Consider the following 23,826-nt stretch of genomic DNA (forward strand, 5'->3'; position numbering starts at 1 on the left):
GGGTTGTCTCCGGACGGGCATGCTTGTGCCTCGCCTTTGCTCAGTACATTAGGCCATAAACCGCCATACAATCAAGAGAAATATTGTTTGTCAGAAATGGTGCATATGCATGCTGGGATTTGGTGCGATGCAGTAAAGCGGCATCTGCCACGGAATGGCGGAGCAGGATTCGGGTAAACACCTAATCACCATATCCGCCAGAACACGGACGAAAAAAACGGCGCATGCCCGAAGGCATGCGCCGTTTTTTATTTGGGAACGCTGAGGTCGCGTCAGATCACGATGGTCTGGGCCTCGCCCTCGGCCCGCTCGCGGATCTCACCGATCTGCCACACGGCTTCGCCGGCGGCCTGCAGGTGGCGGATGGCGCGTTCGGCATCTTCCTTGGCGACGATCACGACCATGCCGATGCCGCAGTTGAAGACGCGATGCATTTCGTCGTCGGCCACGCGGCCCTGCGCCTGCAGCCACTGGAACAGCGGCGGCAGGGTCCAGGCATCGCGGTGCAGCACGGCCGTCACGTTCTGCGCCAGCACGCGCGGCACGTTTTCGGTCAGGCCGCCGCCTGTGATGTGGGCCATGCCCTTGACCGGAAGCGTCTCGATCAGCGACAGCAGCGGCTTCACGTAGATCCGCGTCGGCGCCATGATCGCGTCCTGCAGGCGCTGGCCGTGGAAGTCGGCGTTCAGGTCCGGCTTGGCCACTTCAATGATCTTGCGCACCAGCGAGTAGCCGTTGGAATGCGCGCCCGACGAGGCCAGGCCCAGCACCACGTCGCCCGGGGTGATGGTGCTGCCGTCGATGATCTTCTTCTTCTCGACCGCGCCGACGGCGAAGCCGGCCAGGTCGTATTCGCCGTCCGGGTACATGCTCGGCATTTCGGCGGTCTCGCCGCCGATCAGCGCGCAGCCGGCCAGTTCGCAGCCGCGGGCAATGCCCTGGATCACCGTGGCGGCGGTATCGACGTCGAGCTTGCCACAGGCGAAATAGTCGAGGAAGAACAGCGGCTCGGCGCCCTGCACCAGGATGTCGTTGACGCTCATGGCGACCAGGTCCTGGCCCACGGTGTCATGGCGGTTCAGCTGGAACGCCAGCTTGAGCTTGGTGCCCACGCCATCGGTGCCCGACACCAGCACCGGCTCCTGGAACTTCTTCGACAGCTCGAACAGCGCACCGAACCCGCCGATGCCCGCCATCACGCCCTCGCGCATGGTGCGCTTGGCGAACGGCTTGATGCGGTCGACCAGCGCGTCGCCGGCATCGATGTCAACACCGGCGTCGCGGTACGAAAGGCCTGCCTGGCCGGCGGTCGGGGATGCGCTCATGGGAACCTGCTTGTCCTGGAGGAAATAAAGTGAGGAATTCGGCGCTCGGGCCACCGTCGCTTCCGTCGCGTGGCATCGGAAGGCGGGCGCGAGTCCAGTAGAATCGCAATTTTAACGGATAGAGGCCCCCCGCTTCCAGTTTCCGGCGAGATCGCGCCGCAAACGGCGCTGCCACCCTCCCCCAAGCCTTGATGAATGCCCCGCTGTTGAACCAAGAGGCCAAGCGCATCCTGCTGTGGATCGTCGTGGCCGTGGCGCTGTTCGCCGCCATCATCGCGCTGGCGCCGGTGCTGACCCCGTTCCTGTTCGCATTCATCTTCGCCTATATCCTGAACCCCGGCGTCGACTGGCTGCAGCGCCGCCGCGTACCGCGCGCGATCGGCGTGACGCTGATGATCCTGCTGCTGACGGTGGTCTGCGTGATGCTGGTGCTGCTGCTGATCGCGGTGCTCCAGCGCGAGATCCCGCAGGTGCGCGAGCAGTTGCCGATCCTGCTGAAGAAGCTCAACTCGGTGGTGTCGCCGCGGCTGGCCGAGTTCGGCGTGCGCGTGCGCTTCGACTTCCCCGGCCTGCGCAACATGATGTCGGACCGCTTCGCCGCCAGCCCGGAAGACCTGCTGGTGGTGCTGCTCAACTACGTCAAGATGTCGGGTTCGGCGCTGATCACGGTGGCGGGCATCGTCTTCATCGTGCCCATCGTCATGTTCTACCTGATGATGGACTGGCACATGGTGATGCGCCGCATCGAGGGCGTGGTGCCGCGCCGCTGGGTGCCCAAGGTGCGCGAGCTGACCAACGAGACTGACGCACTGCTATCGCAGTACCTGCGCGGCCAGATCCTGGTGATGGTGATCCTGGCGGCGATCTACTCGATCGGGCTGACCATCGCCGGCTTCGATATCGGCGTGCCGGTCGGGGTCTTCACCGGGCTGGCGGTGTTTATCCCGTATATTGGCTTCGGCGTCGGCCTGGTGATGGCGATCCTGGCCGCGCTGCTGCAGTTCGGCAACTGGTACGGGCTGGCCGCGGTGGCAGTGGTCTACGGCTTCGGCCAGTTCATCGAGAGCTTCTACCTGACCCCAAGGCTGGTGGGCGAGCGCATCGGCCTGCACCCGCTGGTGGTGATCTTCGCGCTGCTCGCCTTCGGCCAGCTGTTCGGCTTCTTCGGCGTGCTGCTGGCGCTGCCGACCTGCGCCGTGCTGCTGGTGGGGGCGCGCCAGCTGCGGCGGGTTTACCTGGCCAGCGATCTCTATCGAAAATAACGGCTGGCGCCCGCTACCCGCTGCTGCCCGCTCCACGAATCTAGCCGAAGTTAGCCATAAGCCATGTCCCCGCGTCCCAAGCAACTGTCGCTCGAGCTGGGCAGCCCGCCGCCTTCGACCTTCGAGAATTTCGTGGTGGCATCCAACCGCGAGGCGGTGCAGCGGCTGCGCGAATTGCCGCCCGCGCTCGCGCAGGAGCATGCCAGCGACCGCCTGATCTACCTGTGGGGCGAGGTCGGCTGCGGCCGTACCCATCTGCTGCATGCGGTGTGCGAGGCCGGGCCGCAGCACGGCATCCGCTGCCGCTACCTGAGCCCGCACCACCCGCTGTCCGATTTCCTGTTCGACCCCTGGTGCCAGCTCTACACCGTCGATGACGTCGAGCTGCTCGACGAAGCGCGCCAGATCGCGGTGTTTTCGCTCTACAACGAGGTGCGCGCGCACGGGCGCACCGCGCTGGTGGTGGCGGGCGGCCTGGCGCCGCGCGCGATGCCGGTGCGCGAAGACCTGCGCACCCGGCTCGGCTGGGGCCTGGTGTACCAGGTCGCGCCCTTGTCCGACGACGACAAGAAGGCCGCCGTGCTGCATGCGGCACGCGAGCGCGGCCTGCAGCTGTCGCCCGAGATCACGCACTGGCTGGTGACGCGGCATTACCGCGACATGCCCAGCCTGATGGCGCTGCTGGACGCGCTCGATACCTATTCGCTGGAACGCAAGCGGCCGGTCACGCTGCCGCTGCTGCGCGAGATGTTCGCCGAATTCCGGGATTAGGCGACGGCCCCGGCCCCGCACGCTCCCTCCCCCCGTCCTGCCTTCAGGTAAAATCGCCGCCCATGAATCTGGCACTCTTTGACCTCGACCACACCCTGATCCCGACCGACAGCGACCATGAATGGGGCCGCTTCCTGGTCCGCCTGGGCGTCGTCGACGAGGTAATCTACCGGCAGAAGAACGACGAGTTCTACGGCCACTACAAGGCCGGCACGCTCGATATCCAGGCCTTCCTGCGCTTCGCGCTGGCGCCGCTGGCGGCCAACCCGCGCGACCGGCTCGATGCCATGCGCGTGCGCTTCATGCACGAGGTGATCGACCCGGTGATCACGCCGCAGGCGCGCGCGCTGGTCTACAAGCACCTCGAAGCCGGCGACCTGTGCGCCGTGGTCACCGCCACCAACAGCTTCGTCACCGCGCCGATCGCCGCCGCCTTCGGCATCAAGCACCTGATCGCGACCGACCCGGCCACCGTCGACGGCAAGCCCGAGAGCCAGTTCACCGGCGAGGTCGAGGGCGTACCCAGCTTCCGCGAAGGCAAGATCACCCGCGTCGAAGCCTGGCTCAAGGCCCAGGGCGCGGGCTGGGACAACTTCGAGACCACCACTTTCTACAGCGACTCGGCCAACGACCTGCCCCTGCTGGAGAAGGTCTCCGAGCCGATCGCCACCAACCCGGACGATCGCCTGCGCCACCACGCCGCCGCGGCCGGCTGGCGCATCATGGATCTGTTCTGACGTGATCAAGAAGCTCATTACCCGGCTGCTGGGCAAACCCGGCCCCAAGCAGCGCCGTACCGGCCGCGCCCATACGCCGCGCATCGTCAACGTCGACGAGCACCAGATCGACCCCACGCTGCTGTCGCGCAATGCCGTCAAGGTCACCTCGACGCTGCAGCAGGCCGGCTACCAGGCCTATATCGTCGGCGGCGCCGTGCGCGACCTGCTGCTCGGCATCAAGCCCAAGGACTTCGACGTCGCCACCAACGCCACGCCCGAGCAGGTGCAGTCGCTGTTCCGGCGCTCGCGCATCATCGGCCGGCGCTTCCAGATCGTGCACGTGACTTTCTACGGCGGGCGCGAGCAGGAAATCATCGAGGTCTCGACCTTCCGCGCGCTGGTCGACGCCATCGCCAGCGAGACCCTGCCCGAAGGCCGCCGCCTGAAGCGCGCCGAGCTCGACAGCAAGACCCATGCGATCGACGCCTCGGGCCGGGTGCTGCGCGACAATGTGTGGGGCTCGCAGGCCGAAGACGCGGAACGCCGCGACTTCACCATCAACGCGATGTACTACGACCCGGCCGCGCAGACCGTGCATGACTACCATCACGGCATGGAAGACATCCGCGCGCGCCTGCTGCGCATGATCGGCGACCCGGCCACGCGCTACCGCGAAGACCCGGTGCGGATGCTGCGCGTGGTGCGCTTCGCCGCCAAGACCGGCTTCGATATCGACGAGGCCACGCGCCTGCCGATCGCCGGCCTGGCCGAGCTGATCCACAACGTGCCGAGCGCGCGCCTGTTCGACGAGATGCTCAAGCTGCTGATGTCCGGCCACGCCTGGGCCTCGCTGCAGGAGCTGCGCAAGGCGGGCCTGCACAAGGGCCTGCTGCCGCTGCTGGACGTGGCGCTGGAGCAGCCCATGGGCCAGCGCTTCGTGCAGCTGGCGCTGGACAACACCGACCGCCGCGTGCAGGCCGGCAAGCCGGTGTCGCCGGGCTTCCTGTTCGCCGCGCTGCTGTGGCACCACGTGCTGCAGCGCTGGAACCAGCTGCGCGACGAGGGCGAGCACGCCATCGCCGCGCTCAACGCGGCCATGGACACGGTGCTGGAAAAACAGACCGGCCAGCTCGCGATCCAGCGCCGCTTCGTCACCGACATGCGCGATATCTGGGGCATGCAGCCGCGCTTCGAGAAGCGCGTCGGCCGCATGCCGTTCCGGCTGCTGGAATCGCCGCGCTTCCGCGCCGGCTACGATTTCCTGGTGCTGCGCTGCCAGTCCGGCGAGCTGCCGGAAGAGCTGGCCGGCTGGTGGAACGACTTCCAGAACGCCGAGCCGCATGAGCGCGAAGACCTGATCGACGCCGTGCGCGGCGCGCGCGGCCACGGTGGCGGCCAGAGTGGCGGCCAAGGTAGCGCCCAGGGCGCGGAAGGCGAAGGCCCCGCGCGCAAGAAGCGCCGCCGGCGCGGTCCGCGGAAATCGGATAAAGTTTCTTCCCGGAGCGACTCGGACGCGGGCGAGGCAGCACATGCCGGCCCCGGCCAGCCGGAGGAAACGTAAATGACTCTCGCCTTCATCGGCATCGGCGCAAATCTTGGCGATGCCCGCCAGGCCATCAAGGACGCCATCGTGTGCCTGGCCCAGCAGGTCGGCATCACCGTGCTGGCGCGTTCCTCGCTCTATCGCACCGCACCGGTCGATGCCGGCGGCGCCGACTACTACAACGCGGTGGTCAAGGTGCAGACCTCGTTCACTGCATCGCAGCTGCTGCGCATCTGCCACCACATCGAAGACCAGTTCGGCCGCGAGCGCCCGTTCCGCAACGCGCCGCGCACGCTCGACCTGGACCTGCTGCTGTTCGGCGACGAACAGCACGACCACGAGCACCTGACCGTGCCGCACCCGCGCCTGACCGAGCGTGCCTTCACGCTGGTGCCGCTGCTGGAACTGGACGCCGCGCTGGCGATCCCGGGGCGGGGCCGCGCGGCCGACTACCTGGCCGGCGTGGGCGCGCAGCGCATCGAGAAGGTCTCCACCTGCAAGTGCCTGCGCATGCAGGCCGCCGCCGGCGAGCCCGACCGTGGCGGCACCCCCGGCTGAGCCCGCCCGGCAGCGCCCGCGGCCCTGCCATCCTCCACACTGACGCCCGGAGCGCCATGCTCGATCACCTGCGCCGCATTGTCGTCGAAGGCCCCGTCGGATCCGGCAAGACCTCGCTGGCGCAGCGCCTGGCGCGCACGCTGCAGGCGCAGGAACTGCCCGACCAGGCGCGCCGCAGCCCGTTCCTCGAGCCGTTCTACCGCGACCCCGCGCGCCATGCGCTGGCGCTGCAACTGTGGTGCCTGACCCAGCGCGCGGCGCAGCTGCAGCAGTGGCAGGCCGGCGTCGCCTCGGGCCAGCGCATGGTCAGCAACTTCCTGATCGCCAAAGATCGCCTGCATGCCGCGCTGACCCTGTCCGAGGATGAACTGGCGCTGTACGACGCCATCGCCGCGCGGCTGGCGCTGCCGCCGCAGCGCGCGGACCTGGTGATCGTGCTGCAGGCAACCCCGTCGCTCTTGCGCGAGCGCATCGTGCGCCGCGGCGAGCCGGGCGAGGCCGGCATCGACGAACACTACCTGCAGCGCCTGGCACGCGCCTATGGCGAACTGTTCCACCGCTACGACGACGCCCCGGTGCTGGTGGTCGACACCGCCCACTTCAATCCGGTGGACAATGACGACGATTTCCGTACACTACTGTCGCGCATCGAAAACATGCGCGGCCGCAAGGCCTTTCTCAATCTCGCCGCGCCCTGACAGGCATCCTCGCCTGCCAGACACAACACAATAACGACGGCTGTCGTTGCCGTGCGGGCAGCCCTCCCGGCACCGGCAAGGCCGTCCTACACGGGCACTGCCATGAGCTACCTCCTCGATCCCTCCCGCAAGACCATCACGATTCCCAAACTGCAGGCGATGCGTGACGCCGGCGAGAAAATCGCCATGCTGACCGCGTACGACTCCAGCTTCGCCGCGCTGCTCGACTACTGCGGCGTCGAGATGATCCTGGTGGGCGACTCGCTGGGCAATGTGATGCAGGGCCAGCAGACCACGCTGCCGGTCACGCTGGAACAGATGGCCTACCACACCGAATGCGCGGCGCGCGGCAACCAGACCGCGCTGCTGCTGACCGACCTGCCGTTCGGCACCTATCCGACGCCGGAAGCCGCGTTTGCCAGCGCCGTCACGCTGATGAAGGCGGGCGCGCAGATGGTCAAGCTCGAAGGCGGCGACTGGCTGGCGCCGATCGTCAGGTTCCTGGTCGAGCGCAGCATCCCGGTGTGCGCGCATATCGGCCTGACGCCGCAGTCGGTGCATGCGCTGGGCGGCTTCAAGGTACAGGGCAAGACCGACGCCGGCGCGGCCCAGCTCAGGCGCGATGCACTGGCCCTGCAGGCCGCCGGTGCCCAGGTGGTGCTGATGGAGGCGGTGCCCGCGGCGCTGGCCGGCGAGATCACGCAGTCGCTGGCGGTGCCCACCATCGGCATCGGCGCCGGCGCAGACTGCTCGGGCCAGGTGCTGGTGCTGCAGGACATGCTCAACATCTATCCGGGCCGCAAGGCCAAGTTCGTGCGCAACTTCATGGACGGCCAGCCGTCGATCGAGGCCGCGGTGCGTGCCTACGTGGCCGCCGTCAAGGACGGCAGCTTCCCCGCCGTCGAGCACACCTTCTCCGCCTGACGCGGTGGAGATCGGCAGCGCCACCGCCGAAGCCTTCCGCCTGCTGGCCAGCGGCGACGCCGGGCTGTGGTTCATTGTCTGGACCTCGCTGGCGGTGGCGGTGCTGGGGCTGGCCATCGCCACCGTGCCGGCCATCGCCGCGGCCTGGCTGATCGCCACGCGGCAGTTCCCGGGCCGCCGCGCGGTGGTGGTGGTGGCGCAGGCCTTCCTGTCGTTCCCGACCGTGCTGGTCGGGCTGATCCTTTACCTGCTGCTGACGCGCCAGGGTCCGCTGGGCGGCCTGCACCTGCTGTTCACCCCGGCCGGCATGGTGCTGGGGCAGGCCGTGATCGGCTTCCCGGTGGTGCTGGCGTTTGCGTTGTCGACGCTGCAGGGCGCCGACGTGCGCCTGCGCGAAACCGCCTGGGTGCTGGGCGCCGGGCGCTGGCGCACCTTCGTCACGGTACTGCGCGAACTGCGCTTCGGGCTGATGGCGGCGGTGGTCGCCGGCTTTGGCCGGGTCATTGCCGAAGTAGGCTCGGCGCTGATGATCGGCGGCAATATCGAAGGCTCGACCCGCACCATCACCACCGCCATCGCGCTGGAAACCAGCAAGGGCGAATTCGCGCAGGGCATTGCGCTGGGCCTGGTGCTGGTGGCGCTGGCGCTGCTGGTCAATATCGGCATGGCCTGGCTGCAGGGTGCCGGAGGCTTCCGCCGATGACCCCCGCCGCTGCCCCTGACCACAGCCCGCTGCTGACCGTGCGCGGGCTGGCGCGCACCATCGGCCTGCGCAAGCTCTTTGCCATCGACAGGCTGGTGATCCCGCGCGCCACCGCGATCGTGCTGACCGGCATGAACGGCGCCGGCAAGACCACGCTGCTGCGCATGCTGGCCGGGCTGGAGCCGGCACCCGGCGCCAGCGCGCAGTGGACCGACGCCCGGGGCCAGGCCCACGACGCCCCCCTCACCCCGCTGCCGCCGGCGCTGCGTCAGCGCATCGCCTATCTGCACCAGCACCCTTACCTGTTCCGCACCTCGGTGCGTGAAAACATTGCCTACGGCCTGCACGCACGCGGGATGGCGCGCGACGAAATCGCCCGCCGCGTGGGTGAGGCGCTGGGCTGGGCCGGCGTGTCGCAGCTGCAGGACACCGCGCCCGAATACCTGTCCGGGGGCGAGATCCAGCGCGTGGCGCTGGCGCGCGCCAAGGTGCTGGAGCCGGAGTTGCTGCTGCTGGATGAGCCCACCTCAAGCCTGGACGGCCACGCGCGCGAGCAGGTGATTGCGCTGGTCGGCGACCTGGCCGCCGAAGGCCGCACCGTGGTGATGATCTGCCACGACCGCGAGCTGATCAACCTGCCGGGCGTGGTGCGCTGGAAACTGGGCGACGGCGTGCTCGACACCCACCACCCCTAGCCAGCGGCTCAGGCCTGCAACTTCGCCGGCATCGCGCCGCGCAAGGCGTTGACCAGGACGATGGCCTCGGCGCGCGCCAGCATCGCGCGCGTGACCACCGCTTCTTCGACCGGCTGGCCCGGCGCGCCCAGCGCCGCGCCGCCCGCCTCCAGCACCACCGCGCGCATTACGCCCGGCAGGATGTGGGCCGACAGCGGCGGCGTCAGCCAGCGGCCGTCGATGCGCACGAACACGGAGCTGCGCCCGCCCTCGAGCAGTTCGCCGCGCGTGTTGAAGAACAGCCGGTCGAAGCCGCCGGCGCGCTCGGCGGCCTGCCAACCGGCATCGAACACCGCGCGCGCACTGGTCTTGTGGCGGCGCAGCGGGTCGGCAGGCGGCAGTGGGTCCGGCGCGAGGTCGACACCGACCGGCCCCGCCGGCAACGGCGCCAGCGCGCCGCTGGCGAACGACAGCGTGCCGGACTTGTCCACGCTGAGGCGCAGGCGCCAGCTGCCGGCACCCAGTCGTGCCGCCTGCGCGGCCACCGCGTCGCGCGCGGCCCCGGCGTCGAAGGCGAAGCCGAACGCCCGCGCCGAGGCCCCGATGCGCGCCAGGTGCCGCCCCAGGTGCGGGCAGGCGCCGTCTTGCACGCGCAGGGTCTCGAACAGCGTGAAGCCGGGATCGTGGCGGGTCAGGAAGCGCGCCTTCCAGCCGCATTCGGCGAATTCCTCCGCCGCCACGCTGTCATGGACGATGCCGCCGCCCACCCCCATCTCGCCGGCGCGCAGCGCGCTGGCCGCGGGCGGCGCCAGCACCAGCGTGCGGATCGCCACCGACAGCGCGAACGGACCGGCCATGGCCGCGCCCGACGGCGCCTCGAGCCAGCCGATCGCGCCGGTGTAGAGCCCGCGCGGCGCGCGCTCCAGCTCGGTGATGATCTGCATGGTGCGCCGCTTGGGCGCGCCGGTGATCGAGCCGCACGGGAACAGCGCCGCCATCAGCGCGCCGAAGCCGGTGCCGGGCCGCGCCGTCGCCGTCACGGTAGAGGTCATCTGCAGCACCGCGCCAAACGGCTGCACCGCAAAGCGCTCCGGCACCGCCACGCTGCCCGGCTGCGCGATGCGGCCCAGGTCGTTGCGCAGCAGGTCGACGATCATCACGTTCTCGGCCCGGTTCTTGGCATCGGCGGCGAGTTCGGCGGTGGCCTGCGCATCGCGCGCGGCATCGCCGGCGCGCGGCGCGGTGCCCTTCATCGGCCGGGTCAGCAGATGGCCCTGGCCATCGTGGCGCACGAACAGCTCGGGCGACAGCGACAGCACCATGGCGTCATCCGGCAGCCGCGCCAGCACGCCATAAGGCACCGGCTGCGCGGCGCGCAGCGCCGCGTACAGCGCCACCGGATCGCCGAAGGCATCGCAACGCAGGCGCTGGGTGTAGTTGACCTGGTAGGTGTCGCCGGCTTCGATCCACCGGTGGATGCGCGCGATGGCGTCGTCGAAGGCAGCGCGCGACGTATCGGACGCGATATCCATCAGGCCCGCCGGCTTCGCCTCCGCATGGGTCTGCAGCCACGCCGCCACCGCCGCGGCATCGAGCCGTTGCAGCGCGCGAAACCACAGCAGGCGCAGCGCGCCGTCGTGGAACGGCATCGCGTTGCCGGTATGTACCGGGGCATCGACCAGCGCGCCGCCGAATTCGTAGGGGGCAAACAGGGTGGCATGCCAGCCCTGGCGCCAGCCTTCGGCAAGCATGGTGTCGAGCTGCGCGATGTCGCTGCCGGCGGGCAAGACGTCTTCACGGATGAAGCCGGTGTAGAGGCGTGATGCGGCTTGCGCCGCCGGGGCCGTGGCGTCGTCGAGAAGGACGAAGGCCTCTCCGCTTGCTGGCGGTGTGCTCCCCTCGCCCGCCTGCGGGAGAGGGGCCGGGGGAGAGGGCGGGGGCTGGATGCTTGCTACCACGGGGAATCGTCAGGGGAAAACGGCGGGACGGCCATGCATTATCGCGCGGCGAGCCAGGCCGGAGGCTATTTGGAACCGGGTTCGCTACTGCCAGCGCCGGCCCTCACCTCCGCCCCTCTCCCGCAAGGCGGGAGAGGGGAGAAAACCGGCGCTTCGCTGACGCCAGGCGCCGCGCCAAAAACAAAACCGGCCACGCTCGCGCGTGGCCGGTTCCATACCGCAGGCCGGATCAGCTGAAGAAGCTCTTCACCTTGTCCAGCCACGAGGTTTCCTGCGGGCTGTGGCGCGAGCCGCCCTCGTGCACCGAGCGGTCGAACTGGCGCAGCATTTCCTTCTGCGCCTCGGTCAGCTTGACCGGCGTCTCCACGTTCACATGCACGTAGAGGTCGCCCGGGTAGCCGGAGCGCACGCCCTTGATGCCCTTGCCGCGCAGCCGGAAGGTCTTGCCGGACTGGGTCGCCTCGGGCACCGGGAAGGTGGCCTTGCCGCTCAGCGTCGGTACTTCCAGGTCGCCGCCCAGCGCCGCGGTGGCGAACGAGATCGGCATCTGGCAGTGCAGGTCGTCGCCGTCGCGCTCGAACACGGCGTGCTGCTTGATGTGGACTTCCACATACAGGTCGCCCGGGGGGCCGCCGTTGATGCCCGGCTCGCCGTTGCCCGACGAACGGATGCGCATGCCTTCGTCGATGCCGGCCGGGATCTTCACTTCCAGCGTCTTCTGCGACTTCAGCTTGCCCTGGCCGTGGCACTTGGTGCAGGGCTTGGGGATAAATTTGCCGCTGCCGTGGCACTTCGGGCAGGTCTGCTGCATGGTGAAGAAGCCCTGCGACACGCGCACCTGGCCGGCGCCGTGGCAGGTCGGGCAGGTTTCCACGCTCGAGCCGGGCTCGGCGCCGTTGCCGTGGCAGTGGTCGCAGTCGTCCCAGTGCGGCACGCGGATCTGGGCCTCGTGGCCGTGCGCGGCCTGCTCCAGCGAGATCTCCATGCTGTAGCGCAGGTCGGCGCCGCGGTAGGCCTGCGGGCCGCCGCCGCCGCGCCGCGCGCCGCCCTGGCCGAAGATATCGCCGAAGATGTCGCCAAAGGCCTCGGCAAAGCCGCCGTAGCCTTGCGCGCCGCCGAAGCCGCCCGCCATGTTCGGGTCCACGCCGGCATGGCCGTACTGGTCATACGCGGCCTTCTTCTCCGGGTCGGAAAGCATCTCGTAGGCCTCCTTGGCCTCCTTGAATTTTTCCTCGGATTCCTTGCTGTCCGGATTGCGGTCCGGGTGGTATTTCATCGCGAGCTTGCGATAAGCCTTCTTGACTTCGTCTTCGCTCGCGTTCTTGCCTACCCCGAGCACTTCGTAATAGTCACGTTTTGCCATGGTGGCTCATTACCTCATTGGCCGGCGGGTGCAAGCGGCACGGGCCGGCGAATAGCAAAAAAGCCGAGCGCGGCATCCGACGGCGGTTTCCCGCGGGTCTGATGGCCGTCGCCCGGCGTCGGGGCGGGAGCGGCGCCGGCCAGTGCCTGCACCGCCGCCCGCGTATCCCGATTACTTCTTGTCGTTGACTTCCTTGAATTCGGCGTCCACAACGTTGTCGTCCTGCGGCTGGGCCTGCTGCTGGCCACCGGCAGCACCCGCGGCACCGGCCGCGGCGCCTTCGCCGGCCTTGGCCTGCATGTCGGCGTAGACCTTCTCGCCCAGCTTCTGGCTGACTTCGGACAGCGCGCTGACCTTGGCGTCGATCTCGGTCTTGTCGCCGCCGCGTGCGGCGTCTTCCAGTTCCTTGATCGCGGCCTCGATCTTTTCCTTCTCGCCCGCGTCCAGCTTGTCGCCGTACTCGGTCAGCGCCTTCTTGGTCGAGTGGATCAGCGCGTCGGCCTGGTTGCGGGCATCAGCCAGCTCGCGGGCCTTCTTGTCTTCCTCGGCGTTGGCCTCGGCATCCTTGACCATGCGCTGGATCTCGTCTTCCGACAGGCCCGAGTTGGCCTTGATGGTGATCCGGTTTTCCTTGCCGCTGGCCTTGTCCTTGGCGCCCACGTGCAGGATGCCGTTGGCGTCGATGTCGAACGAGACCTCGATCTGCGGCGTGCCGCGCGGTGCGGGCGGGATGCCTTCCAGATTGAACTCGCCCAGCAGCTTGTTGCCGGTGGCCATTTCACGCTCGCCCTGGTACACCTTGATGGTCACGGCCGGCTGGTTGTCGTCGGCGGTCGAGAACACCTGCGCATGCTTGGTCGGGATGGTGGTGTTCTTGGTGATCATCTTGGTCATCACGCCGCCCAGGGTCTCGATGCCCAGCGACAGCGGCGTCACGTCCAGCAGCAGCACGTCCTTGCGGTCGCCCGACAGCACCGAACCCTGGATCGCGGCACCGACGGCCACGGCTTCGTCCGGGTTCACGTCCTTGCGCGCTTCCTTGCCGAAGAACTCCTTGACCTGCTCCTGCACCTTGGGCATGCGAGTCATGCCGCCGACCAGGATCACGTCGTCGATGTCGCTGACCTTGACGCCGGCATCCTTGATCGCGGTGCGGCACGGCTCGATGGTGCGGGTGATCAGCTCTTCGACCAGCGATTCCAGCTTGGCGCGGGTCATCTTCAGGTTCAGGTGCTTCGGACCCGAGGCATCGGCCGTGATGTACGGCAGGTTGATCTCGGTCTGCTGCGAGCTCGACAGTTCGATCTTGGCCTTTTCAGCCGCTTCCTTCAGGCGCTGCAGCGCGAGCACGTCCTTGGACAGGTCGACGCCCTGGTCCTTCTTGAACTCGCCGATGATGTAGTCGATGATGCGCTGGTCGAAGTCTTCGCCGCCCAGGAAGGTGTCGCCGTTGGTCGACAGCACTTCGAACTGCTTCTCGCCGTCAACATCCGCGATCTCGATGATCGAGATGTCGAAGGTGCCGCCGCCGAGGTCATACACGGCGATCTTGCGGTCGCCCTTCTCGTTCTTGTCCAGGCCGAAGGCCAGCGCGGCCGCGGTCGGCTCGTTGATGATGCGCTTGACGTCCAGGCCGGCGATGCGGCCGGCGTCCTTGGTCGCCTGGCGCTGCGAGTCGTTGAAGTAGGCCGGCACGGTGATCACGGCTTCGGTCACCGGCTCGCCGAGGTAGTCCTCGGCGGTCTTCTTCATCTTGCGCAGCACTTCGGCCGAAACCTGCGGCGGCGCCAGCTTCTGGTCACGCACCGACACCCATGCGTCGCCGTTGTCGGCCTTGACGATGGCGTACGGCATCAGGCCGATATCCTTCTGGACTTCCTTCTCTTCGAACTTGCGGCCGATCAGGCGCTTGACCGCGTACAGGGTGTTGCGCGGGTTGGTCACGGCCTGGCGCTTGGCCGGCGCGCCGACCAGGATCTCGCCGTCTTCCATGTAGGCGATGATCGACGGGGTGGTGCGGGCACCCTCGGAGTTCTCGATGACCTTGGGCGTGTTGCCTTCCAGGATCGCGACGCAGCTGTTGGTGGTACCGAGGTCGATACCGATGATCTTACCCATTATTCTCTCCTCTTGAGCCAGCGCTATCCGCGCGGCTGCAATTCAACCTGAGGCCGAAATGTGGCCGTCCGGGGGCTTTTCAAGGGCAGAACCGGCAAATCCGAGTAATTTTCTCGGTTTCTGCCCTCATTCAACGGCAGGCGCTGCCGCGGCTTGAGCCGACAGCGCTGGCAGGCCGCTTTATGTGGCTTTTGAATTACTTGCCAGCGGCATCGCGATCGCGCTGCCACAGCACGTCGGAGCCGCCGCCCACCCGGTTCAGCACCCGCGCCAGCACGAACATCAGGTCCGAGAGCCGGTTCAGGTACTGGCGCGGCGCCTCGTTCAGCGCCTCGGCCGCGCCCAGCGCCACCAGCGCGCGCTCGGCGCGCCGGCACACGGTGCGGCACACATGGGCCTGGGCCGCGGCGCGGCTGCCGCCGGGCAGGATGAACTCGGCCAGGCGCGGCAGGTTGGCGTTGTAGTCGGCCAGCCAGGTGTCGAGCTGCGCCACCTGCTCGGGCTTGAGCAGCGTGTAGCCCGGGATGGAAAGCTCGCCGCCCAGGTCGAACAGGTCGTGCTGGATATGCAGCAGCGCGGCACGCACGGCGGCGGGCAGGTCTTCGGTCAGCAGCACGCCGACGTGGCAGTTCAGTTCATCGACATCGCCGATCGCGGCGATGCGCAGGCTGTCCTTGCCGGTGCGGCTGCCGTCGCCCAGGCCGGTGGTGCCGGCGTCGCCGGTGCGGGTGGCGATCTTCGACAGGCGGTTGCCCATGCCGGTCTCCTTGTCAGCGGTTTGTCGTTGGGAAATGGCGCATTATCGCGCCAGAGCCGGTGACTTAGCCATGCGCGGCGCATCCACCGGCTGCGGCTTGCGCGGCCATGCGCTTGTGCGGCTATCGGCCGCGCGCTCGCCGCCGGAAGGTGCACCAGCCGCCGCGCGGCGTAGAATGCAGTTATTCGTCCATTCGATAACCGGGTCGCGCCCCAGCCTGCCGCCGGCACCTTCGGCGGCCACCCCGCCGGCCGCTCGCCGGCGGCCTCTCAGTCCATGAGGCCGCACCGACCCGCCGGAGACCCGCATGAACCACCCCACGCCGTCCGCCGCCCTCGCCCGCCGTCCGCTGCCGCCCGCCATCGCCGACGCCCTCGCGGCACGCTTCGGCGAGCGCTTTACCACCTCCGCCGGCGTGCGCGAGCACCACGGTCGCGACGAATCGCCGTTCCCGCCGGCGCTGCCCGATGCGGTGGTGTTTGCCCACAGCACCGAAGAGGTGGCCGAGGTGGCGCGCCTGTGCAACCAGCACGGCGTGCCGCTGATCCCGTACGGCGCGGGCTCGTCGCTGGAAGGCCACCTGCTGGCGGTGGCCGGCGGCATCAGCCTGGACCTGTCGCAGATGAACCGGGTGCTGGCGGTGCAGCCCGAGGACCTGACCGTGACCGTGCAGCCCGGCGTCACGCGCAAGCAGCTCAACCAGGAGATCAAGGACACCGGCCTGTTCTTCCCGATCGACCCGGGCGCCGACGCGTCGCTGGGCGGCATGTGCGCCACGCGCGCGTCGGGGACCAACGCGGTGCGCTACGGCACCATGCGCGAGAACGTGCTGGCGCTGACGGTGGTGACCGCCGACGGCCGCGTGATCCGCACCGGCACGCAGGCGCGCAAGTCGTCGGCGGGCTATGACCTGACCCGGCTCTTCATCGGCAGCGAAGGCACGCTCGGCATCATCACCGAGGTCACGGTGCGGCTGTATCCGCAGCCCGAGGCGATCTCGGCCGCGGTGTGCGCCTTCCCCAGCATGGGCAGCGCGGTGCAGGCCGTGATCCAGACCATCCAGCTGGGCGTGCCGGTGGCGCGCGTGGAATTCGTCGATGCGCTGGCGATCCGTGCCATCAACCGCCACGACAACCTGACCCTGCCCGAGACCCCGCACCTGTTCTTCGAATTCCACGGCACCGAGGCCGGCGTGCGCGAGCAGGCCGAGACCGTGCAGCAGATCACCGCCGACTTCGGCGGCCAGGGCTTCGAGTGGGCCACGCGCCCGGAAGACCGCAGCCGGCTGTGGAATGCGCGCCATACCGCGTACTTTGCGATGCTGCAGCTCAAGCCGGGCTGCAAGTCGGTCACCACCGACGTGTGCGTGCCGATCTCGCGCCTGGCCGACTGCGTCACCGAGACCGAGAAGGACCTGAACGCCTCGGCGCTGCCATGCCCCATCGTCGGCCATGTCGGCGATGGCAACTTCCACGTGGCGATCCTGGTCGACCCTGACCAGCCAGAGGAAATGGCCGAGGCCGAGGCCATCAACCAGCGCATCGTCGAACGCGCGCTGGCGATGGGCGGCACCTGCACCGGCGAGCACGGCGTGGGCCTGCACAAGCAGCGCTTTCTGGTGGACGAGCACGGCGAGGACGCGCTCGACCTGATGCGCGCGATCAAGGATGCACTGGATCCCAACCATATCCTGAACCCGGGCAAGATCTTCAGCGCCACGCGCGGCGCCGCGCAGTAGAGCTTGCGACCGGATGGCCTCCATGTTCAACCGCGTCCCGCCGCTGCACCTGCTGATCGCGTTCGAGGCCGCCGCGCGCCTGGGCAGCTTCGCGCGCGCGGCCGAGGAACTGTCGGTGACGCCCAGCGCGGTCTCGCACCGGATCAAGAACCTCGAGGAGCTGTGGGGCGAAGACCTGTTCGTGCGGGCCAACGCCGCGCTGCGGCTGACCGCCGCCGGCACGCGCTACCTGCGCAACGTGCAGGACGCGCTCAAGTCGCTCAACGAGCTGGCGCGGCCCGAGTACAACAAGCTGCGCACGCGGCTGCGCGTGGCGATCCCGCCCACCTTCGGGCGCCAGCACCTGGTGCCGCGGCTGCCGGAGTTCGGCGCGCTCTATCCGCATATCGACCTCGAGCTGCACCTGGCGATCCCGTTCCTTGACGTCAAGGCCGAGGACACCGATGTCGAGATCCGCTACGGCACCGGCCGCTACCCCGACCTGAAGACCACCAAGCTGCTGGTGGAGCCGGTGTTCCCGGCGTGCGGACGCGAATACTACGAGCGCGTCAACGGCCGCGCCATCACCCGGCCCGAGCACCTGCACGGCCTGGTGCTGCTGCGCAGCCCGCTGGAGCCGTGGAAGCCGTGGTTCGAGACCGCCGGGCTGGACTGGCCCGAGCCCCAGACCGGCCCGCAGTTCAACGATATCGGGCTGATGCTGGAGGCGATCGCCTCCAACCAGGGCGTGGCGCTGGTGCGCCAGCGCATGGCGCGGCACTGGCTGTCGCTGGGGCAGATGGTGCGGCTGCTCGATGTGGAATCGGTATCGCCGCACGGCTACTACATCGTCGAGCGCGAACAGGCGCCGCTCAAGCCCGAGGCGCGCTATTTCGTCGACTGGCTGCTGAGCCTTGACTGGTAGGAGACTGCGCCAATGGAAATCCGCCTGCTCACCCCCGACGATGCCGCAGCCTTCCACGCGCTGCGGCTGCAGGGACTGGCCGAAGCCCCGGAAGCCTTTGCCGCCAGCCTGGAAGAAGAACAGGAGCTGGCGCCGGAGGCGGTGGCGCAACGCCTTGCGCCGAGAGCGGACAAGGCCATCTTCGGCGCCTTCGAGGCCAACCCGGGCGGCCCCGCCGGCATCGCGCTGGCCGGCGTGGTCGGCGTGATGCGCGAGCCCCGTCGCAAGCACTGGCACAAGGCCTCGATCTTCGGCATGTACGTGGCGCCGGCCTGGCGCGCGCGCAAACTCGGCCGCGCGCTGATGCTGCGCGCGCTGCAGCAGGCCGCCGCCATGCCGGGCGTGCGCCAGGTCACGCTGTGCGTCAATGCCGGCAGCGCGGGCGCGGTGCGCTTGTACGAATCGCTCGGCTTCGAGCGCTTCGGGCTGGAGCCCGATGCGTTGTACGTCGCGCCGCACTTCCACGACAAGCTCGACATGGTGCTGCGGCTGCCGGCCGCCCCGGCGCGGCCGGATCTCTGAAGGCAGCCCCCGCCTGTCCCGCCTTTCCGCTGGCCGGCCGCCGGTGCTACGCTGAAACCGGCGCCCGTGCCCGCCGGGCATGATGAGCATTTTTGATCGGCCCGGCATGCCGAATTCACGTCCGGCGTGGTGCCCGCGCCTGGTGGCCTGCGCTATAGTCAGCCGTCCCCCGCGGCTGGCACTGCACCGCCGCGGCCGGCCGGCCGGCCCGCAAACGATCACCACAGGCCGCGGTCCAGGAGACCCCACAGGAGTCGTTCATGAATGCCCCGCACGAAGCCCAAACCCTCGCTCCCGGCGCCGCCGACACTCCGGCCACAGCCGCGGCCGACGGCCGCCGCGACGCGCTGCTGGCCGGCCTGGCGCAGATCCTTCCCGACGCGGCTGTGCTGTGGAAGCCGGAAGACACCGTGCCCTATGAGTGCGACGGCCTGGCCGCTTACCGCCAGGTGCCGATGGCGGTAGCACTGCCCGACACCGAGGAGCAGGTCTGCGCCATCCTGCGGCTGTGCCACCAGCTGGGCGTGCCGGTAGTGCCGCGCGGCGCCGGCACCAGCCTGTCGGGCGGCGCCATGCCGATCGCCGAGGGCCTGGTGCTGTCGCTGGCCAAGTTCAAGCGCATCTTGTCGGTCGATCCGTATTCGCGCACCGCGGTGGTCCAGCCGGGCGTGCGCAACCTGGCGATCTCGGACGCCGCCGCGCCGCACAACCTGTACTACGCGCCCGACCCGTCGTCGCAGATCGCCTGCACCATCGGCGGCAACGTCAGCGAGAACTCCGGCGGCGTGCACTGCCTGAAGTACGGCCTGACCGTGCACAACGTGCTGCGCGTGCGCGCGGTGACGATGTCCGGCGAGGTTGTGGTGTTCGGCTCCGAGGCTCCCGACGCGCCCGGGCTGGACCTGCTGGCCGTGCTGATCGGCTCCGAAGGCATGCTGGCGGTGGTGACCGAGGTCACCGTGCGCCTGATCCCCAAGCCGCAGCTGGCGCAGGTGATCATGGCCTGTTTCGACGATGTCGAGAAAGGCGGCAACGCGGTCGCCGACGTGATCGCCGCGGGCATCATCCCGGCCGGGCTGGAGATGATGGACAAGCCCGCCACCGCCGCGGTCGAGCAGTTCGTGCATGCGGGCTATGACCTCGATGCCGCCGCGATCCTGCTGTGCGAGTCCGACGGCACCCCCGAGGAAGTGGCCGAGGAGATCGAGCGCATGAGCGCGGTGCTGACGGCATCGGGCTGCACCCGCATCGTGGTCTCGCAGAACGAAGCCGAACGGCTGCGCTTCTGGAGCGGCCGCAAGAACGCCTTCCCGGCGGCGGGCCGGATCTCGCCCGACTATTACTGCATGGACGGCACCATCCCGCGCAAGCACATCGGCACGCTGCTCAAGCGCATCGAGGCCATGGAAGTGAAGTACGGCCTGCGCTGCATCAATGTGTTCCATGCCGGCGACGGCAACATGCACCCGCTGGTGCTGTTCGACGGCGGCGACCAGGACGAGTGGCACCGCGCCGAGCTGTTCGGCGCCGACATCCTGGAAACCTGCGTCGAGCTGGGCGGCACCGTCACCGGCGAGCACGGCGTCGGCGTGGAGAAGCTCAACTCCATGTGCGTGCAGTTCTCGACCGCGGAGCGCGACGCCTTCTTCGGCGTCAAGGCCGCCTTCGACCCGGCGCGGCTGCTCAACCCCGACAAGGCCATCCCGACGCTGGCGCGCTGCGCCGAATACGGCAAGATGCACGTCAAGAAGGGCCTGCTGCCGCATCCCGAGCTGCCGCGCTTCTGAGCCAGGCCATGCGTGAAAATCCCCGCCGGCGCCAGCACCAGGAAGCCGTGGCGCGCCAGCGCCTGGGCCAGCCCGAGGCCGGCTGGCGCCAGCGCTGGTACACCATCATCTTCGAGGCCGACACCCGCGAAGGGCGCATCTTCGATGTTGCGCTGCTGCTCGCCATCGTCACCAGCGTGATGATCGTGATGCTCGACAGCCTGCCGGCGCTGAACCAGCGCCTGGGCCGCGCCTTCACGGCGCTGGAATGGATGTTCACGCTGCTGTTCACGGCCGAGTACGCCATGCGCCTGCTGGTGGTGCGGCGGCCGTGGCGCTATGCGCTGAGCTTCTACGGCGTCATCGACTTCATCTCGATCATGCCGACCTGGCTGGCGTTCTTCGTGCCGGAACTGCATTTCCTGATCGACGTGCGGCTGCTGCGGCTGCTGCGCGTGTTCCGGATCCTGAAGCTGACGGTGTACTTCGAGGAAGCCGAGATCCTGTACCGCGCGCTGGTCAACAGCCGGCGCAAGATCTTCGTGTTCCTGGCCGCGGTGTTCATCATCACCGTGATCCTCGGCACCGTAATGTACGTGGTCGAGGGCCCGGAGCACGGCTTCCACAGCATCCCGGTCAGCATGTACTGGGCGGTGGTGACGCTGACCACCACCGGCTTCGGCGACATGGTGCCCAGGACGCCGCTGGGGCAGTTCATCACCTCGCTGACGATCCTGCTGGGCTACGGCATCATCGCCTTTCCCACCGGCATCGTCGGCGCCGAGCTGGCCGCCAGCATCATGAAGCGGCCGCTGACCACGCGCACCTGCACCCATTGCCTGACCGAGGGGCATGAGCCCGACGCGCAGTATTGCAAGCACTGCGGCAGCCCCCTGCCGGCCTATCAGAACGACCGGCCTGAAGTCCCGGGCGGCCGCGACGGCGCGACCGGACCCTGAGCCTGGCCAGAACCTCCTCCCCATCTCGCACGACTATGCAAGCCACCCTCGACGCCTTCCGCGATGCCGTCAGGCAAGCCACCGAGACCCGCACCGCGCTGCGGCTGCGCGGCGGCGGCAGCAAGGACTTCTACGGCCAGCCGCCGCAAGGCCAGCTGCTGGACACGCGCGCCTACACCGGCATCGTCGACTACGACCCGGCCGAACTCGTGATCACCGCGCGCTGCGGCACGCCGCTTGCCGAGGTCGAGGCCGCGCTCGCGGAAAAGCGCCAGATCCTTGCATTCGAGCCGCCCCACTTCGCGCTGCCCGGCCAGCCCAGCGTGGCGACGCTGGGCGGTGCCGTCGCTGCCGGCTTGTCGGGCCCGCGCCGGCAGGCGGTGGGCGCGCTGCGCGACTTCGTGCTGGGCGCGCAGCTGATGGACGGCCGCGGCGAGGTAATGGACTTCGGCGGCCAGGTGATGAAGAACGTGGCGGGCTACGACGTGTCGCGGCTGCTGGCGGGCTCGCTCGGCACGCTGGGGCTGATCCTGCAGGTTTCGGTCAAGGTGCTGCCGGCGCCGTTCGACGAGGCCACGCTGCGCTTCGAGATGGCGCAGGCGGAAGCCATCCGGCAACTGAACCAGTGGGGCGGCCAGCCGCTGCCGCTGGCGTCTTCGGTGTGGCAGGAGGGCGTGCTGCACGTGCGCCTGTCCGGCGCCGGCGCCGCGGTGCGCGCGGCCTGCGCACGGCTGGGCGGCGAACGCCTGGACCCGGCGCCCGCCGCCGCGCTGTGGCAGTCGCTGCGCGAGCAGACCCATCCGTTCTTCGCCCCGGCGCACGCCGGCCGCGCGCTGTGGCGGCTGGCGGTGCCCACCGTGGCCGCGCCGCTGGGGCTGCCGGGCGAGCAGCTGGTCGAATGGGGCGGCGGCCAGCGCTGGTGGCTGCCCGAAGAGGGCTCGGCCAAGGCCGATGCCGAAAGCGTGCGCGCGGTGGCCCAGGCCGCCGGCGGCCATGCCACGCTGTTTCGCCATGGCGACAAGTCGATGGGGGTGTTCACGCCGCTGGCGTCGCCGCTGGCCGCGATCCATCGGCGCCTGAAAGAGACCTTCGACCCCGCCGGCATCTTCAATCCGCAGCGCATGTACCCCGGGCTCTGAGCCCGCGGGCCAAGACATCCAGGCACTACACTCCCCCACATCATGCAAACGACCCTGGCCGATTTTCTCCGCGACACGCCCGAAGGCGAGGAAGCCAAATCCATCGTCGGCAAATGCGTGCATTGCGGCTTCTGCACCGCCACCTGCCCCACCTACCAGTTGCTCGGCGATGAACTGGACGGGCCGCGCGGGCGCATCTACCTGATGAAGCAGGTGCTCGAAGGCCACGCCATCACCGAAAGCACGCGCCTGCACCTGGACCGTTGCCTGACCTGCCGCAACTGCGAATCGACCTGCCCGTCGGGCGTGCGCTACGGACGGCTGGTCGACATCGGCCGCCAGCTGGTCGACGACAAGCTCGAGGCCGAGGGCGTGCGGCGTCCCGCCAGCCAGCGCATCGCGCGCTGGGTGTTGCGCGAGGGGCTGACGCGGCCGGCGCTGTTCGGCACGGCGCTGCGTCTGGGCCAGATGATGCGCCCGCTGCTGCCGGGCACGTTGCGCGCCAAGGTGCCGCCGCTGTCGGCCAGCGCCGCGCCCGGCGCCTGGCCGCGCAACACGCATGCGCGCAAGATGCTGTTGCTCGACGGTTGCGTGCAGCCGGCGATGTCGCCCAACATCAATGCCGCCACCGCGCGCGTGTTCGACCGTGTCGGCGTACAACTGGTGGTGGCGCGCGAAGCCGGCTGCTGCGGCGCGATCCGCTTCCACACCGGCGACCACGATGGCGGCCTCGACCATATGCGCCGCAATATCGACGCCTGGTGGCCGCATGTCGAAGCCGGCGCCGAAGCTATCGTCATGACCGCATCGGGCTGCGGCGCGATGGTCAAGGACTACGGCCACCTGCTGCGCAACGATCCCGCCTATGCCGAGCGCGCGCGCCGCATCTCGGCGCTGACGCGCGACCTGTCCGAGGTCCTGCCGGACTTTGCCGACGACCTGCATGCCGCCGCCGGCGCGGTGCCGCGCGAGGGGCGGCGCGTCGCCTACCACCCGCCGTGCACGCTGCAGCACGGCCAGCAGATCCGCGGCAAAGTCGAAGCGCTCTTGACCGGCCTCGGCGTGGAAGTCAAACTCTGCGCTGACAGCCACCTGTGCTGCGGCTCGGCGGGCACTTACTCGGTGCTGCAGCCGGAACTGTCCCAGCGCCTGCGCGACGACAAGCTCGCCAAACTGCAGGCGACGCAGCCCGAAGCCATCGTCTCGGCCAATATCGGCTGCATCTCGCACCTGCAGGGCGGCACCGATACGCCGGTCATGCACTGGATCGAACTGGTCGACCGGATGCTGGGATAAGCCCCCGACCGGAGCAAGGCCCTGTGGTTGTCTCCCCTCTCCCGCTTGCGGGAGAGGGGCGGGGGAGAGGGCAAGCGGTTCAAGATGCGG

The 23,826-nt window shown here is 69.0% G+C and carries 21 protein-coding genes; 16 read left to right on the forward strand and 5 right to left on the reverse strand.

Translation table 11 applies throughout. The features are described 5' to 3' along the window. Positions 1-272 precede the first annotated feature (272 nt). Positions 273-1,325 carry a phosphoribosylformylglycinamidine cyclo-ligase gene (gene purM / locus MKD50_RS06105; RefSeq protein ID WP_115704604.1) on the reverse strand — a complete coding sequence of 351 codons (1,053 nt, stop codon included), beginning with the start codon at positions 1,323-1,325 and terminating at the stop codon, positions 273-275. 191 nt (positions 1,326-1,516) lie between these two features. Here purM and MKD50_RS06110 point away from each other — a divergent pair, with 191 nt between their 5' ends. From MKD50_RS06110 to MKD50_RS06150, 9 genes are all read left to right on the forward strand, one after another. Further along, on the forward strand, positions 1,517-2,587 hold the full coding sequence (locus tag MKD50_RS06110; RefSeq protein ID WP_062801654.1) for an AI-2E family transporter: 1,071 nt from the start codon (positions 1,517-1,519) through the stop codon (positions 2,585-2,587). 63 nt (positions 2,588-2,650) lie between these two features. Beyond that, a complete protein-coding gene (hda, locus tag MKD50_RS06115; protein ID WP_012353781.1) occupies positions 2,651-3,358 on the forward strand; it encodes a DnaA regulatory inactivator Hda in 708 nt (235 codons plus the stop codon). A gap of 62 nt (positions 3,359-3,420) precedes the next feature. Then, the gene (locus MKD50_RS06120; protein WP_252666656.1) at positions 3,421-4,095 is read left to right on the forward strand and encodes a histidinol-phosphatase; all 675 of its coding nucleotides are present in this window, start codon (positions 3,421-3,423) and stop codon (positions 4,093-4,095) included. Between the two features lies 1 nt (position 4,096). Beyond that, a complete protein-coding gene (gene pcnB / locus MKD50_RS06125) occupies positions 4,097-5,638 on the forward strand; it encodes a polynucleotide adenylyltransferase PcnB (protein ID WP_240072579.1) in 1,542 nt (513 codons plus the stop codon). Further along, a complete protein-coding gene (folK, locus tag MKD50_RS06130) occupies positions 5,639-6,178 on the forward strand; it encodes a 2-amino-4-hydroxy-6-hydroxymethyldihydropteridine diphosphokinase (protein WP_252666657.1) in 540 nt (179 codons plus the stop codon). 56 nt (positions 6,179-6,234) lie between these two features. Beyond that, complete coding sequence (locus MKD50_RS06135; RefSeq protein ID WP_115704614.1) at positions 6,235-6,876, forward strand: deoxynucleoside kinase; 642 nt, start codon at positions 6,235-6,237, stop codon at positions 6,874-6,876. Between the two features lie 102 nt (positions 6,877-6,978). Then, positions 6,979-7,800, forward strand: coding sequence for a 3-methyl-2-oxobutanoate hydroxymethyltransferase (gene panB / locus MKD50_RS06140; protein ID WP_115704616.1), 822 nt, complete (start codon positions 6,979-6,981; stop codon positions 7,798-7,800). A gap of 4 nt (positions 7,801-7,804) precedes the next feature. Beyond that, positions 7,805-8,503, forward strand: coding sequence for an ABC transporter permease (locus MKD50_RS06145; RefSeq protein WP_115704618.1), 699 nt, complete (start codon positions 7,805-7,807; stop codon positions 8,501-8,503). Next, on the forward strand, positions 8,500-9,198 hold the full coding sequence (locus MKD50_RS06150) for an energy-coupling factor ABC transporter ATP-binding protein (protein ID WP_240072581.1): 699 nt from the start codon (positions 8,500-8,502) through the stop codon (positions 9,196-9,198). Before MKD50_RS06145 ends, MKD50_RS06150 begins: the two co-directional genes overlap by 4 nt. 8 nt (positions 9,199-9,206) lie before the next feature. On the opposite strand, the gene pabB is transcribed toward MKD50_RS06150, so the two are convergent. The 4 genes from pabB to MKD50_RS06170 form a co-directional block, all read right to left on the reverse strand. Then, the gene (pabB, locus tag MKD50_RS06155; RefSeq protein WP_252666658.1) at positions 9,207-11,135 is read right to left on the reverse strand and encodes an aminodeoxychorismate synthase component I; all 1,929 of its coding nucleotides are present in this window, start codon (positions 11,133-11,135) and stop codon (positions 9,207-9,209) included. Between the two features lie 229 nt (positions 11,136-11,364). Continuing rightward, entirely contained in the window at positions 11,365-12,498 is a 1,134-nt protein-coding gene (dnaJ, locus tag MKD50_RS06160) for a molecular chaperone DnaJ (protein WP_115704624.1), read from the reverse strand. Between the two features lie 171 nt (positions 12,499-12,669). Continuing rightward, on the reverse strand, positions 12,670-14,616 hold the full coding sequence (dnaK, locus tag MKD50_RS06165; RefSeq protein WP_111519214.1) for a molecular chaperone DnaK: 1,947 nt from the start codon (positions 14,614-14,616) through the stop codon (positions 12,670-12,672). A 196-nt stretch (positions 14,617-14,812) separates the two neighbouring features. After that, on the reverse strand, positions 14,813-15,373 hold the full coding sequence (locus MKD50_RS06170) for a cob(I)yrinic acid a,c-diamide adenosyltransferase (protein ID WP_115704626.1): 561 nt from the start codon (positions 15,371-15,373) through the stop codon (positions 14,813-14,815). Between the two features lie 307 nt (positions 15,374-15,680). Here MKD50_RS06170 and MKD50_RS06175 point away from each other — a divergent pair, with 307 nt between their 5' ends. The 7 genes from MKD50_RS06175 (at position 15,681) to glcF (ending at position 23,736) form a co-directional block, all read left to right on the forward strand. Beyond that, positions 15,681-17,111, forward strand: coding sequence for an FAD-binding oxidoreductase (locus MKD50_RS06175; RefSeq protein ID WP_240072583.1), 1,431 nt, complete (start codon positions 15,681-15,683; stop codon positions 17,109-17,111). 13 nt (positions 17,112-17,124) lie between these two features. Beyond that, complete coding sequence (locus tag MKD50_RS06180) at positions 17,125-18,015, forward strand: LysR substrate-binding domain-containing protein (RefSeq protein WP_115681073.1); 891 nt, start codon at positions 17,125-17,127, stop codon at positions 18,013-18,015. Positions 18,016-18,027: 12 nt separating this feature from the next. Beyond that, positions 18,028-18,576: a GNAT family N-acetyltransferase gene (locus MKD50_RS06185; RefSeq protein ID WP_252666659.1), complete on the forward strand. Its 549-nt coding sequence runs from the start codon at positions 18,028-18,030 to the stop codon at positions 18,574-18,576. Between the two features lie 260 nt (positions 18,577-18,836). Further along, positions 18,837-20,363 (forward strand): FAD-linked oxidase C-terminal domain-containing protein, encoded by a 1,527-nt coding sequence (locus MKD50_RS06190; protein ID WP_252666660.1) that lies wholly within the window; start codon positions 18,837-18,839, stop codon positions 20,361-20,363. Between the two features lie 8 nt (positions 20,364-20,371). After that, a complete protein-coding gene (locus MKD50_RS06195; RefSeq protein ID WP_115704634.1) occupies positions 20,372-21,301 on the forward strand; it encodes an ion transporter in 930 nt (309 codons plus the stop codon). Positions 21,302-21,336: 35 nt separating this feature from the next. Next, positions 21,337-22,440: a glycolate oxidase subunit GlcE gene (glcE, locus tag MKD50_RS06200; protein WP_252666661.1), complete on the forward strand. Its 1,104-nt coding sequence runs from the start codon at positions 21,337-21,339 to the stop codon at positions 22,438-22,440. Positions 22,441-22,482: 42 nt separating this feature from the next. After that, positions 22,483-23,736, forward strand: a complete 1,254-nt coding sequence (gene glcF, locus MKD50_RS06205; RefSeq protein ID WP_252666662.1) for a glycolate oxidase subunit GlcF — start codon at positions 22,483-22,485, stop codon at positions 23,734-23,736. The last annotated feature ends 90 nt before the right edge of the window (positions 23,737-23,826 follow it).

It is taken from the genome of Cupriavidus mimosae (assembly GCF_023952485.1).
Taxonomy (GTDB): domain Bacteria; phylum Pseudomonadota; class Gammaproteobacteria; order Burkholderiales; family Burkholderiaceae; genus Cupriavidus; species Cupriavidus taiwanensis_C.

Excerpts from the sequence above, each read along its gene's own strand:
- purM (WP_115704604.1), bottom strand. The coding sequence starts at position 1,325 with ATGAGCGCATCCCCGACCGCCGGCCAGGCAGGCCTTTCGTACCGCGAC.
- MKD50_RS06135 (WP_115704614.1), top strand. The coding sequence starts at position 6,235 with ATGCTCGATCACCTGCGCCGCATTGTCGTCGAAGGCCCCGTCGGATCC.
- dnaJ (WP_115704624.1), bottom strand. The coding sequence starts at position 12,498 with ATGGCAAAACGTGACTATTACGAAGTGCTCGGGGTAGGCAAGAACGCG.
- MKD50_RS06185 (WP_252666659.1), top strand. The coding sequence starts at position 18,028 with ATGGAAATCCGCCTGCTCACCCCCGACGATGCCGCAGCCTTCCACGCG.
- MKD50_RS06175 (WP_240072583.1), top strand. The coding sequence starts at position 15,681 with ATGAACCACCCCACGCCGTCCGCCGCCCTCGCCCGCCGTCCGCTGCCG.
- glcF (WP_252666662.1), top strand. The coding sequence starts at position 22,483 with ATGCAAACGACCCTGGCCGATTTTCTCCGCGACACGCCCGAAGGCGAG.
- hda (WP_012353781.1), top strand. The coding sequence starts at position 2,651 with ATGTCCCCGCGTCCCAAGCAACTGTCGCTCGAGCTGGGCAGCCCGCCG.
- MKD50_RS06110 (WP_062801654.1), top strand. The coding sequence starts at position 1,517 with ATGAATGCCCCGCTGTTGAACCAAGAGGCCAAGCGCATCCTGCTGTGG.
- panB (WP_115704616.1), top strand. The coding sequence starts at position 6,979 with ATGAGCTACCTCCTCGATCCCTCCCGCAAGACCATCACGATTCCCAAA.
- MKD50_RS06190 (WP_252666660.1), top strand. The coding sequence starts at position 18,837 with ATGAATGCCCCGCACGAAGCCCAAACCCTCGCTCCCGGCGCCGCCGAC.
- MKD50_RS06120 (WP_252666656.1), top strand. The coding sequence starts at position 3,421 with ATGAATCTGGCACTCTTTGACCTCGACCACACCCTGATCCCGACCGAC.
- MKD50_RS06170 (WP_115704626.1), bottom strand. The coding sequence starts at position 15,373 with ATGGGCAACCGCCTGTCGAAGATCGCCACCCGCACCGGCGACGCCGGC.
- dnaK (WP_111519214.1), bottom strand. The coding sequence starts at position 14,616 with ATGGGTAAGATCATCGGTATCGACCTCGGTACCACCAACAGCTGCGTC.
- MKD50_RS06150 (WP_240072581.1), top strand. The coding sequence starts at position 8,500 with ATGACCCCCGCCGCTGCCCCTGACCACAGCCCGCTGCTGACCGTGCGC.
- glcE (WP_252666661.1), top strand. The coding sequence starts at position 21,337 with ATGCAAGCCACCCTCGACGCCTTCCGCGATGCCGTCAGGCAAGCCACC.
- folK (WP_252666657.1), top strand. The coding sequence starts at position 5,639 with ATGACTCTCGCCTTCATCGGCATCGGCGCAAATCTTGGCGATGCCCGC.
- MKD50_RS06195 (WP_115704634.1), top strand. The coding sequence starts at position 20,372 with ATGCGTGAAAATCCCCGCCGGCGCCAGCACCAGGAAGCCGTGGCGCGC.
- MKD50_RS06180 (WP_115681073.1), top strand. The coding sequence starts at position 17,125 with ATGGCCTCCATGTTCAACCGCGTCCCGCCGCTGCACCTGCTGATCGCG.